This is a genomic window from Paenibacillus sp. FSL H7-0323 (assembly GCF_038002725.1).
GTDB classification, from domain to species: domain Bacteria; phylum Bacillota; class Bacilli; order Paenibacillales; family Paenibacillaceae; genus Paenibacillus_AQ; species Paenibacillus_AQ odorifer.
The window spans coordinates 4364071-4376372 of sequence record NZ_JBBODB010000001.1 but is presented as its reverse complement, the minus strand read 5'-3'; the positions used below and the strand labels follow the sequence as shown (position 1 = coordinate 4376372).

Annotated in this window: 11 protein-coding genes; 7 read left to right on the top strand and 4 right to left on the bottom strand. The window is 47.0% G+C overall.

All coding sequences use genetic code 11. The features are described 5' to 3' along the window. The first annotated feature begins 101 nt into the window (after nt 1-101). Nucleotides 102-704 carry a DL-endopeptidase inhibitor IseA family protein gene (locus MHH89_RS19875; RefSeq protein ID WP_051491029.1) on the top strand — a complete coding sequence of 201 codons (603 nt, stop codon included), beginning with the start codon at nt 102-104 and terminating at the stop codon, nt 702-704. Nucleotides 705-741: 37 nt separating this feature from the next. Here MHH89_RS19875 and MHH89_RS19870 read toward each other — a convergent pair whose 3' ends face one another. Together MHH89_RS19870 and MHH89_RS19865 are read right to left on the bottom strand one after the other, a co-directional pair. Continuing rightward, on the bottom strand, nt 742-1149 hold the full coding sequence (locus MHH89_RS19870) for a CBS domain-containing protein (RefSeq protein ID WP_076182146.1): 408 nt from the start codon (nt 1147-1149) through the stop codon (nt 742-744). A 153-nt stretch (nt 1150-1302) separates the two neighbouring features. After that, nucleotides 1303-2730 carry a VanW family protein gene (locus MHH89_RS19865; RefSeq protein WP_341087935.1) on the bottom strand — a complete coding sequence of 476 codons (1428 nt, stop codon included), beginning with the start codon at nt 2728-2730 and terminating at the stop codon, nt 1303-1305. A 342-nt stretch (nt 2731-3072) separates the two neighbouring features. Between MHH89_RS19865 and ftsE the strand changes: the two genes are divergently transcribed. The 5 genes from ftsE (at nt 3073) to MHH89_RS19840 (ending at nt 9006) form a co-directional block, all read left to right on the top strand. Then, nucleotides 3073-3759 carry a cell division ATP-binding protein FtsE gene (gene ftsE, locus MHH89_RS19860; RefSeq protein ID WP_036678556.1) on the top strand — a complete coding sequence of 229 codons (687 nt, stop codon included), beginning with the start codon at nt 3073-3075 and terminating at the stop codon, nt 3757-3759. Beyond that, nucleotides 3749-4663, top strand: coding sequence for a permease-like cell division protein FtsX (gene ftsX / locus MHH89_RS19855; RefSeq protein WP_076182150.1), 915 nt, complete (start codon nt 3749-3751; stop codon nt 4661-4663). The genes ftsE and ftsX overlap by 11 nt, the downstream gene beginning before the upstream one ends. 28 nt (nt 4664-4691) lie before the next feature. Next, complete coding sequence (locus MHH89_RS19850; protein ID WP_076123826.1) at nt 4692-5990, top strand: murein hydrolase activator EnvC family protein; 1299 nt, start codon at nt 4692-4694, stop codon at nt 5988-5990. A gap of 124 nt (nt 5991-6114) precedes the next feature. After that, nucleotides 6115-7581: a S41 family peptidase gene (locus tag MHH89_RS19845; RefSeq protein WP_076123824.1), complete on the top strand. Its 1467-nt coding sequence runs from the start codon at nt 6115-6117 to the stop codon at nt 7579-7581. Nucleotides 7582-7695: 114 nt separating this feature from the next. After that, entirely contained in the window at nt 7696-9006 is a 1311-nt protein-coding gene (locus tag MHH89_RS19840; RefSeq protein WP_076192447.1) for a PDZ domain-containing protein, read from the top strand. A 351-nt stretch (nt 9007-9357) separates the two neighbouring features. On the opposite strand, the gene MHH89_RS19835 is transcribed toward MHH89_RS19840, so the two are convergent. Both MHH89_RS19835 and MHH89_RS19830 read right to left on the bottom strand, forming a co-directional pair. Continuing rightward, the gene (locus MHH89_RS19835) at nt 9358-10011 is read right to left on the bottom strand and encodes a response regulator transcription factor (protein WP_076123821.1); all 654 of its coding nucleotides are present in this window, start codon (nt 10009-10011) and stop codon (nt 9358-9360) included. A 17-nt stretch (nt 10012-10028) separates the two neighbouring features. Then, nucleotides 10029-11186, bottom strand: coding sequence for a sensor histidine kinase (locus tag MHH89_RS19830; RefSeq protein ID WP_076279161.1), 1158 nt, complete (start codon nt 11184-11186; stop codon nt 10029-10031). A 164-nt stretch (nt 11187-11350) separates the two neighbouring features. Here MHH89_RS19830 and MHH89_RS19825 point away from each other — a divergent pair, with 164 nt between their 5' ends. Further along, entirely contained in the window at nt 11351-12286 is a 936-nt protein-coding gene (locus tag MHH89_RS19825) for an ABC transporter ATP-binding protein (RefSeq protein WP_036678569.1), read from the top strand. Nucleotides 12287-12302 lie beyond the last annotated feature (16 nt).

Here is a 12302-nt window from a genome sequence, read left to right as displayed (position 1 = left end):
TTTTCATTCCTCTGTTTATTGGGTATTTTAGCTTGCGGGGTGCATAAGCTGAAACAGTGGCGATCGCCTGTATTTTTTAGATGAAAGAGGAGGAACTTCAGATGAACAAAAAATGGATGCTTGGTTCGTTGGCCCTATCCTTAGGCCTTTTATCAGCAGGTAGCGGAGTTATGGCAGCTTCATCATCAGTGGGAAGCTCGGCAATAAAAAATGTGGCTGTGATTGGTACAGGAAAAGAAGGTCCAGCTACCATAAACAATTTGACGGTAAAAAGTGTTGTACCGCTTGTTGTACATGCCAGAGCAATCTATTTCTATACTAGCCGCGGGGGCAACTTTTTCCCGATGGAAACCTTCATGTATAAAGCGCAAGAGTACCGTTACCTTTCCAATGATATTGGGACAAAGGCGAAGCTGATGAATTACATAAAAAAAGCCTACACGCATAATGCAGCAGCTTATTATGTGCAGACTCAATTTTTGGAGCATGAAGGTAGAATGTCACAGGTGAATGCGGATCTTGGAAACTCATTAATGTTTGAAAAAGCCACCGCCCGAATGCTCTCCAAAACTGCAACAACCGCTGAATTTGACTTAACAGTTCCTTATTCGAGCGGGCAGGAAGGCAGTGAGTCGGTGTATGTGAAGCTGAAAAAGGTGAATGGATACTGGAGAATTGATACGTCACCGGATATTCTTTTTTGAGGAAGGTTTAGGGTAGAAGAGGAAAGGTAAAGAGGTTCTACGCTTGGGCGCGGATAAGGTCAGAGGTATATGCAACACCAGCGAATTTACCTTTGCGAGTGATAATGACACAATCATTTTTCATAGGATCCGGGCGGTTCATAGCGAGGCTCAATACCATATCGAGTGGAGTGGAAATATCAAGAATGAGCGGGGTTTTGTTCATAAGCTTCATGGCAGGTTCTCTGTAGAATAGATCTACTCCGGATCTTCCGGTAGCTTTCAAAAAGAAACGTTCGCTCATCAACATTCCTAGGGGTTCATTCATAGCATTGCAGACGACGATACATTTGGATTCTGGATGCTGAAACATGACGCGAAGGGCTTCTCTGCAAGTGCGTGAGGCAAAAATAGCAGGAGCACTGCGGACAATACCAGTAAGATCATTTACAAGAGCTGTTGTCATAGGATGTTCATCCTTTCTGATTATGGGTCTACTTCTAATGTACCCCTGAATCGTAAATTTCAAAGCCGGGTAACGTAAGCTACAGGTAAAATAGATTGCTGGAAAAAATAACCGATCAGACCTTAGGGGCTCTGACCGGTTATTTGTTGTTAGCTATTCACTGCGGACGCCGTCCTCCACCAGCTGCTTTCGGGGGACATCCGGGATTATGGATTTGCTCACGCCTCCACGATTAATGGCGATTAATCGTTTTTGTGCGTAATATACGTCGCGGGACAGTTTATTCACCTCAGTGGATTTACCGTCAACATACTTTGTAATGTAGGTTTCAACAATATATCCGGTTTTCCCATTTTGAATAACGCGTGAGCTGCCACGAGGCAGTGAAGAATCGTTTACGTATTTATCGACTGGTGGGAGTACCTCTACTGTTTTTGAATGAACTTTGTAAGTGACATTTTGCGGAAACGTGCCGAACAGCTTTATGGTCAGTGATTTACCCTGCACAGCTGCTTTAATTATGAGATATTTGCCAGTCGTATTGCGAAAACGAAAGTTGATATAACCTTCAGCGAATGTTGCGTCCTGACCTTTGGGCAAGTAGTTGACGGGCAAGGAATGATTACGGCGTTCCACAATTTCTAGCCCTATACGCAGTGCGGCATTGTAAAGAGTGCTCGACACTTGGCAGATCCCTCCACCAACACCTGCTTGCAGCTTGCCGTTCACAATCACCGGCGCTTCACGGAAGCCGTAATTTACCTTTGCTTTTTCTATAGCTTTTCCATAATCAAAGACGGCTCCAGGCGGGAGAATGGTTCCATCCACAGCTTTGGCAGCAGCTTCCACGTTGTAGCTTCGTCCAGGTCCACTTGCACCTAGAGAGGTGCTGAACTGCATTACTTTTCGCTCGATACCTTGTTCCTTTAATTTCTTTAAAGTTATGTCAGGCTGCAGGATTAACAAAGGGACCTGCATCGTGATTCCCTTCTCCAGCAGGGCATTCAGATGATTAAAGCTGGTGGGGGCAGCTGCTCCTAAGGAAGTCTCCAGAGCTGCCCAATCAACCTCCAGGGAAGTTTTCTCAGAAGTATATACGATTCGGTCATCGCCTGTAATTCGTCGTGTAGCGTCCACTGGTTCACCAAAGGACTCCTTCTCCCAACTGGGACTTAGAATCTTTTGAAATTGTGCGATTTCCAGATGGGTTTCAAGCTTCCACAACTTAGGGAAGTTATAGCGTGCCTTTACCCGCTCCCAAAGCGTTCCTTCGGCAAGCTCTTTTAAGCCCTGCTGAAAAGCAAAGGCTTCATAGCTCAACCCAGTCTTATTAAGGGTTAGGGAGAGATCTGCATTGCCTTCCACTTTTAGCACTAGAGGGACGGTTTCGAGGGCATGCAGCCGTTTATCCAGCTGGGAGCGGACCTCGGTGAGAGTCATGCCTCCGACCTGCCAGCCGGCAAGGGTTGTACCCTTTGGAAGCGTGGTTTTGCTGCCATATAGATGAAGCCCTCCGTAAATACAGGAGCCGATAAGGACGATTGCGATGACCACTATGAGGGCAGCATGGATTTTTTTCATGATTAATCTCCTTTTGGGGATTTGGATTGCGCTAAGCAGGCGCGGCCCTGTAACAGAACTTAAAGAACACTTCGTGGGATACCGATAATAAATTAGTAAGAAATAAGTAGTCTCTAATAAAGGGAGTTACGACATCTGATAACAGGCACCGCTAGGTGCTTTTTTATATGTATATGTCCAGTCACTACAAAACTTTCGAATAGTCGTGCAGTTACGGGGTACTCAATCAGTTACAGATTTGTTACAATAGATACATTGCGGAAATATTGAAGTTTATGGAAACTTGAGGTGGACAATGTCGATTCGCACAAGTGGAAAATGTCATAATTGGGAAGTGAGAAAATGATTGAAATGCAAGATGTATGGAAAACGTACCCTAACGGAACTCACGCACTGCAAGGAGTTTCAGTGAAAATCGACCGCAATGAATTCGTGTACGTTGTCGGCCCTTCCGGCGCGGGTAAATCTACTTTTATGAAATTGATTTATAGAGAAGAAGTGCCTACCAAAGGACAGATTTCGGTGGGAGGTTTCAATATAGGAAAGCTAAAACCACGCAAAATCCCTTATGTCCGCCGTAATATTGGCGTTGTATTTCAAGATTTTCGGCTTTTGCCCAGAATGACGGCATACGAGAATGTAGCTTTTGCTATGGAAGTTATTGAAGCGCCGAAAAAAGTCATCAAGAAACGTGTGAATGAGGTTCTTGATTTGGTTGGACTGAGAAGTAAAGCGAATCGTGAGCCCTCACAGCTTTCTGGTGGTGAGCAGCAACGGATCGCTATTGCACGGGCTATCGTCAACAATCCTTCTGTTATTATTGCGGACGAGCCTACAGGTAACTTAGACCCCGAGACTTCATGGGGCATTATGCAGCTGCTTGACGAGATTAATTTTCGTGGAACAACGATTGTAATGGCTACCCATAACAGAGATATTGTGAACAAAATGCGCAAACGGGTGCTTGCGATTGAGAATGGAAACATTGTCAGAGACCAAGCGAGAGGGGAATATGGTTATGAGTTTTAAAACCTTCTTGCGACATGTGCGGGAAGGCTTCAAAAGCGTATTCCGTAATGGCTGGATGTCGATCGCCTCAATCACTTCGATTGTTGTTTCTCTTTTTGTTCTAGGTGTATTTATTCTTCTTGTTCTTAACGTAAATTCTGTAGCTGATGAGGCAGACAGTCAGGTACAGATCAAAGTGCATCTAGCTTTGAATACAGATCAGAAGATGCGCGAGACCCTGCAGACTGAAATTGGCAATATGCCGGAGGTCAGCAAGATTACGTTCATCTCCAAGGAACAGGGACTTAAAGATCTCCGCGCGGATATGGGCGAGGAGGCAGCAGAGCTTCTGGAAGGGTTCGATGAAGACAATAACCCGCTTCCAGATACCCTTCAGGTAGAGGTTATTGAACCTACTACCGTTGCTTTTGTGGCTGAGAAGATTCAAGCCCTTAACAAGACACATACCGAGCAGCCTATCTACAAAGTGAAATATGGCAAAGGCTCGATAGAAACATTGTTTAAAATCACGCGTGCCGTACGCAACATTGGCTTTATTTTTGTAGCGGGGCTGGCACTTATGTCTATGTTCCTCATCTCCAATACTATTCGGGTAACGATTCTTGCCCGGCGTAAAGAGATTGGGATTATGAAGCTGGTAGGCGCGACAAATTATTTTATTCGTTGGCCTTTCTTTATAGAAGGGGCATTAATTGGACTCATTGGATCATTGATTACTTCGGGTGTTTTATATGCCGGTTACAAGGGGTTGGAATCTTCGATACAGGGAGATCCAATGCTCGGATTGCAGCTGATCCCTTTCAGTGATATTTGGCTGCTGCTCGTAGGTCTGTTAGTTGGACTAGGCGTGCTGATCGGCGTCTGGGGAAGTACGGTTTCTATTCGTAAGTTTTTGAAAGTTTAATTTAAGAGTGAAGGATGGGGAGTGCGAGTTGAAGAAGATTGCCGCCGGACTAGCCGTAATGTTACTAGCTGTCACTATATTCCAACCCTCTGATGGATATGCCAAAAAAACAAGTGTTGCCGAAATCGATAAGCAATTAAAGCAGCTGCAACAAGAGGTGCAGGAAGCTAAAGCGCAGCAAGAGAAAGCGGAGTCCCAAACGCAGGAAGCGCAGCACTATAAGAATAAGACAAATATCAATTTACAATATGTATTGCAGCAAGTGGATCAAGTTAAAGGCAAAATGACCGAAATCTCTAACAAAATTTCCGATACAGAAGAATCTCTTAATGTTACAGCAACGGAATTGGATGAAGCAGAGGCACGAGTGGCCTCAAGAGAAGAACTCTTAGGATCCCGTGTCCGGTTGATGTACACGGATGGAGCGGTATCTTACCTAGATGTTTTGCTCTCATCGACAAGCTTCTCTGATTTTCTGGGCCGCACCGATTCGCTTAAGATGATTGTGGATCAGGATCAGGAGCTGTTAGTCCAACACAAGCTGGACAAGCAGACAGTTGTAGAGAAAAAGCAGGAGCTTGAGGGGCAATATGCTCAAGCCAAGCAGTTATACACCTCCTTGGAAAATCAGAGAAGCCTGCTGAAAGAGAAGGAAGCGGAGAAGCAGGAGCTTATCGCATTTTATGATAAGCAGATTCAAGAAAGCGATGATCTAAGTGAAGAGCAGAATGAGAAGCTGGTTAAGCTGGCAAGCGAACGTTCTGCTTTGGAAACCCAAAAGGATAAGATTAAAGCTGAGGAAGCAGCGCGCAAAGCAGCAGCCGCCAAAGCAGAAGCGGCACGCCGGGCAGCAGCAGCTGCCAAGAAAGCCGCAGCCAGCAAGGCAAGCAGCAGTTCAAGCTCCAGCTCCTCAACCGCGTATGCTGGTGGAGATGGACCCTTCCTGCTCCCTGTAGGCTCGGCAAGAATCTCCTCCTCCTACGGACCACGGACACACCCTATTACGGGGGAGAAGGGGAAAGTACACACCGGGGTAGACTTTGCAGTTCCACAAGGAACCAATATTCATGCGGCTGATTCGGGAACGGTAATCGTAGCTGAATGGTATAGCGGCTATGGATATTGTGTAATTATTGATCATGGCGGCGGAGTTTGGACCCTCTACGGACATATCCGTAAAGGTGGTATCAAGGTTAGTCCTGGGGATAGAGTCAATCGTGGGGATGTGATTGCTGAATCCGGTTCTACAGGTAATTCGACGGGCCCCCATCTCCATTTTGAAGTTCGGATCGACGGCAAGACAGTAAATCCGATGCCTTATCTCTAATTTTTAAGAACTTATAACTCATATTATTTGAGCGTACGGCATATACTGGAAGAGATACCGTACCTTTCAGGACGGACTTATGGAGTTGTTTGCGAGATGGACAAGAAGGGACGGTGGGAACATCATGTTAAAAAAAAGCACAGCGGCGTTTATGATTATCGCCGCCCTGCTATGCGGTAGTCTGGTGACCTTGGGCGTGACGGGTTATAGTCATGTTATCGGACAAGCTGCAGGAGAAGGACTGGCCTCAGCATTGCAGGTTACTGGCCTTCAGCAGAAGGAATCCCAGAAGCTTGGAACGGCTCTCAGTCTGATTGAGAGCAATTACTACGAGACAGTAGATCGGGAGAAGCTGATAGACGGTGCTGTCAACGGTATGATGGAAGCGCTGGGCGATCCTTATTCCAACTATATGGGCAAAGAAACAGCTGAGAAATTCGAAGAAAGCATTGAGGGTTCCTTTTCAGGTATCGGTGCGGAGGTCTCTTCGGATAATGGCAAGGTAGTCGTGGTCTCTCCGATCAAGGGCTCACCTGCTGAGAAAGCTGGGATTCAGGCCAAAGATGTTATTCTGTCCGTTAACGGTGAATCGCTGGAAGGCATGGAGCTGAATGCAGCTGTTGCCAAGATTCGCGGTCCTAAGGGCAGTGAGGCCACTTTGAAAATACAACGTTCCGGCTCTGTAGAGCCACTCGAATTTGTTCTTACCCGGGATGATGTGAAGCTTGAAACAGTCTACGCTACCATGGAAAAGGACAATGTGGGTGTAATCGAGGTTACGCAGTTCTCCCTGAATACCGCAGAACGATTCAAGGAAGAGCTGGAGAAGCTGGAGAAGCAAGGCATGAAGGGACTTGTTATTGACGTCCGTAATGATCCAGGTGGTGTTCTTCCGATTGTTATTGAAATGGCAGAGCAATTCGTTCCAGCTGGAAAATCTATAGTGCAAATAGAATATAAAGACAAAAAACGCGAAGTTAGTACCTCAAAAGGATCGAGTAAAGCTTATCCAGTGGTCGTGCTGATGAATAAAGGTAGCGCAAGTGCTTCGGAAATATTGGCGGGTGCTTTGCAGCAGTCGGCAGGAGCTAAGCTAATCGGTGACAATTCTTTCGGTAAAGGTACCGTGCAGACGAGCTTTGACAAACAGCTTGGAGACGGCAGCTTGCTGAAAGTTACCATTGCCAAATGGCTTACGCCAGACGGCACATGGATCCACGGTAAGGGCATTAAACCGGATATCGCGGTAGCGCAGCCGGATTACTTCTCGGTGGCTCCGATTAACAAGAGCGTGGCGCTGCAATATAATATGAACAACGCTGATGTGAAGAGTGCACAGACGATGCTGGACGGTTTGGGTTATAAGCCTGGACGTAAAGATGGCTATTTCGATGCTGGCACTAAGGACGCAGTGAAGAAGTTCCAAAGTACAGCAAAGCTCCAAGTCACAGGCATAATTGACGCCAAGACAGCCGAGGCGCTGGAAGCGGCGCTGATCAAGGTCATTCAAGACCCTGTTCACGACAACCAACGGAATAAAGGGATTGCTGAGATTCAGAAGGAAATTAAGGCGGCAGCGTCGAAAAAGTAAGAAGGCTGAATTCAGCCTTCTTTTTTTCTTTTAGATAAGAAAATGCCAACCGACGTAGAGGAATTAGAATATATACAAATCAGTCATCGGACGAAAAGGAGTGTGACGAACAGTTTGAATGTGATTCAGGAACTGTTAGGAAGCTTGGGCACTGCGTTCTTACACTTATTGATCCAGCCGTATTACTACATTGCTATTATATTTATTGCGTTATATTACCGCAGGCAGGTGGCATTAGAACGAAAGCTGATACATGTGAAATTACATAGCTGGGGTCAGGAAACGTGGCGGACGGTATGGAGTGGTCTAGTCATGGGTTTGGTCGTCTCTATAGCAGCCGTTCTGCTAGGAATATCATTATCAGGTACGGCTGTAGCCTGCATTTGGGTAGTTAGTCTCGTGTTGTCGCTATTGCGTGTACGGTATTTGTGCTTCGCGTATTCTATAGGCTTGTTAGGTATCATTCAATTTGTAATTTCTTTCTTTCCAGATGCTTTAGATAGTGGAACGGTAGGGAATATTACCATCGCCATACGGGAGATGGATATTCCTGCTTTGCTAGTGTTAGCTGCGCTGCTGCACATGGCGGAGGCGCTGCTGGCCCGCAGACAAGGGGCCAAGCTTGCAACGCCGCTCTTCCTGAAGGGGAAGCGCGGCATGGTCGTTGGCGGCTATCAGCTGCAGGCCTTCTGGCCGCTGCCGCTGTTCCTGCTGCTCCCTTCGGGTGCAGGAACGGATTTGCCATGGCACTCGCTGCTCGGCGGCAGCCTTGGCATCGTCTCTTTGCCCGTCATCATCGGCTTCAGCGAGATGACGCAGGGCATGCTGCCCGGGCGCAAGGCGGCCCGCACTGCAGGACGGCTGCTGATCTACAGCATCGTCCTGCTCGGCTTAAGCCTGCTTGCCGCTTGGTGGAGCCCGCTGACTCTGGTCGCGGCGCTCGCAGCTATTGTGCTGCACGAAGGGTTAAGCTGGTACAGCGCTCTGGAAGAGCGCAGCATCAGCCCCATCTTCGTGCATCCACCGCGCGGCCGCAAAGTGCTGGCCGTGCTGCCGGGCAGTCCCGGCCAGGAGCTGGGCATCCTGCCCGGCGAGATCTTACTGAAGGTCAACGGGGTCCTGTTGACCGATGCGGCGCAGCTACATGAGGCGCTGCGCATGAATCCAGCGTTCTGCAAGCTGGAGGTGCTGAACCGTGAAGGGGAGAGTAAATACCTTCAAAGCCCGATCTATGATGGGGATCACCATCAGCTCGGTATTATTTTGGTGCCGGAGACAGATGGGATGATTACCGCTGAGGCGAAGCCTTCCAGCATCTACAGCATCATCGGGATGAAGACAGGCATACGCAGTCGGAACCTTCCGGACGGCCAACTTAAACGAAAAAAAACCACTGAAGCCAAGCAGGAATCAGCGGAAGGATAACTAGAAGATGCCCCATAAGCCATGAAATGGTGAATGGGGTATCTTTGTTTTTGATTAGATGGTAATTTCGCGTGCGAGAAGTTGCTATCGGACCCAGTTGCCCCTAATCGCAGCATTTTCGCTTTTTTAGAATGGTAACGGACCCAAAAGGCGCTATTGGCATCAAAAACACCCCAAATGAGCCTCTTTCTGAGGAATAACGTCGCTGGGGTCCGAAACTCTGCTCAAACGCCGATAAAATTGTAAATAGCGTCGCTGGAGTCCGAACCCGCGCCAAGGAGCAGCATCACTGGAGTCCGTAAGAAAAACTAACTTTGGCAGTGGACTATTCATATGCTATATGTTACTAGTTCAACCTTGCCTATTCTTCAAATAAAAAATTGCAATTTGCGTACGATCGCGGAGCTCTAATTTGCTTAATATATCCGTTATGTAATTTTTGACGGTACCCTCGCTTAAAAAAAGCTGTCCGGCGATTTCTTTGTTGCTATGCCCCTCAGCGATAGAAGCCACTACAGCCAGCTCTGTTTTGGTCAATCCGAAGGATTCCAGTGGCTGTACCTGTGGCAATTCTTGCCGTGCCGTAGGCTGCAGAAAGGTTGCAAGCTTGCGGGCGATATCAGGGTGGATAAGCATGTTCCCTTCAAAAACCGTTTTAATGCCCTGGATGATCCGGTCTGGCGGTATGTTTTTGAGCAAATATCCACTAGCTCCGTTACGTAGTGCCTCAATGATATATTCATCGTCGTCGAAGGTGGTCAGCATCAATATCGCAATTTGCGGAAAAGCCTGCTTAATCTTCTCCGTTCCTTCAACGCCACCGCAGCCGGGCATGCGGATATCCATCAGAGCCACATCGGCCATTAATCCTTCTTGAAGTAATTCCAAGGCTTCGTTACCTTCACAAGCTGCTCCAACAACTTCAATATCTGGGTCCATCCCTAGCAATACTTGCAGACTTTGGCGAATAAAGGGGTCGTCATCAACAATTAACACTTTAATCATTAGCATGGCTCCTTTCGTTATACAATCTCATCTTGCTTATAAATGGGCAGCCGCGTAATGACTGTAAAATGTGGCTCCTGCCTTAGTTCGAGTGTTCCACCGATCAGATGAGTGCGCTCGTACATGCCTTTCATCCCGTCCCCACCACTCCCCAATAATTTGCGGAGCTTCTCTTCTTCTGGAAGTGATCCATTGTTGCTAACCTCCATAGTGATTCCTGCTTGCGCGTAGTCAATTTTGATCCGGATGGACGTTGCTTTTCCATGCCGCAAGGCGTTGGTTATAGCCTCACGGGCGTTTTTGTACAGGATCACTTGGATACTAGGATAGAGCGGATAAGGTATGCCCTGAACTTGGTATGAGGTCTCGATCCCCGTCTCACGCCCAATCTCTTCGAGCAGCCGGTCTAACGCATAAGCTCCCTCAAGCTTCGGGGTGTAGTTGATACGTTTAACTGCGGACCGCATATCGTCCATGCTGGCCGACAGCTGGTCACGAATCAGTTCCATCATTTGCATTCCACTCTCGGGAGAGGTGGGCAAGGTCTGGAGGGCGGCCTCCATCATCATTTTAATCCGGATTAGCCGGTGGCCGATATCGTCATGGAGCTGGCGTGAGATTCGGACGCGCTCTTTGGACTGGGCAGACTCTTCTACTTGCGCGCTGAACTCCAGCAGGCGGTTGCGAGCTTCATCAAGCTCGAAATGCTTTTTGCGCAACTCATCATATAGAAGAAGAGTGTCTTCGCGCCGCTGGCCAGCTTTCAATAATAGCTTATTTAGGTAGGCAGTGAGCAGAAATGAAAGGTTAATGTAAGTCACTACGAGCGATGGAGAATTCTGGAGTGCAACGTTCAAAGCTATCAGATGTACACCTGTGAACACGTAAGGCACTGCTTTAGGCTGGAGTCTGGAATAATAAAGCAGTGCTGATATAGCGGGGAAAATCATCATGCTGCCATATTGATAACATAACCAGGCCGTGAACAAGATTTCAATGATACTAATCAAAGCATGAATGGATCGAGGGAGCTTTGGCACCATGACCACAAGGAATAGAAGCATCAGGATATGCAGCGTGAAGATTCCATAATCGTTATATTGATAGACATAAATGGTAATAAACGCAGGGATTAAGATGAGTCCGTAACGCAATAAGTTTAGCTCTCTGGGCACGCCTTAGTCATCCTTTATGTTTTTTAATAATCTTAGCATATTATCCCACTACTTCAGGAGATGACTTTAGTCACCTTCAAAAAATGACCTTTCGTACATCCGCAAAAATTCAACCTAGAATAAAATTGAAAATATAGAAGCACACACGACAGGGGAGATAAGAGATGGCAATCGCGGTGTTGACCGATGTGGTGAAACGGTATGAGAACAAATTAACGGTAGATCATGTGAATGTTACGATTCAAGCAGGAGAGATCTTTGGCCTGCTAGGCCCGAACGGGGCAGGTAAAAGTACAACTATAAGTATGATTTGCGGCCTGCTAAAGATTGATAGTGGAGACATTGTTATTGATGGGTTATCAGTCTCTTCGTATGCACTGGAGGTTAAGAAAAAGATCGGCTTAGTTCCGCAGGATTTGGCTTTGTACAATACAATGACAGCAGCAGAAAATGTAACTTTTTTCGGAAGATTGTATGGTTTGCGGGGAAAATTGCTGAAAGAGCGGGTGGCGGAAGCTCTCGCTTTCACAGGACTTAGTGACCGGGCCAAAGAAAAACCAGCTACCTTTTCCGGAGGGATGAAGAGACGTTTGAATATCGCTTGTGCCATCATGCATCATCCAAAGCTGATTATTATGGATGAGCCGACCGTAGGGATTGATCCGCAGTCTCGTAATCATATCCTTGAGTCGGTCAAAGAGCTGAATCGGCTTGGCTCAACCGTCATCTACACTAGTCATTATATGGAAGAGGTTGCAGCCATTTGTGATCGGGTAGCGATTATGGATAAGGGACATATCATTGCTTGTGGCACGGAAAAGGAGCTGCGGGAACGGGTTTCTCAAGAAGAAAAAATAGTGGTCAAAGCAACGAACATCACCCCGGAGCTAATCAATGAGCTTAGTCTACACCCGCGGATCACGAGAGTGGAAAGTAAAGAGGGAACGGTAGAAATGTATCTCCCCTCCTCACAGGATGAGCTGCAGGATATCTTGTTTATTTTTGCTAAACATGAAGGCGTTATTGGTTCTTTAAATATTGAGGAGCCGGATCTGGAGACTTTATTCCTTAGTTTGACAGGACGGACATTGCGCGATTAAAGGAGGGAGAGAACGC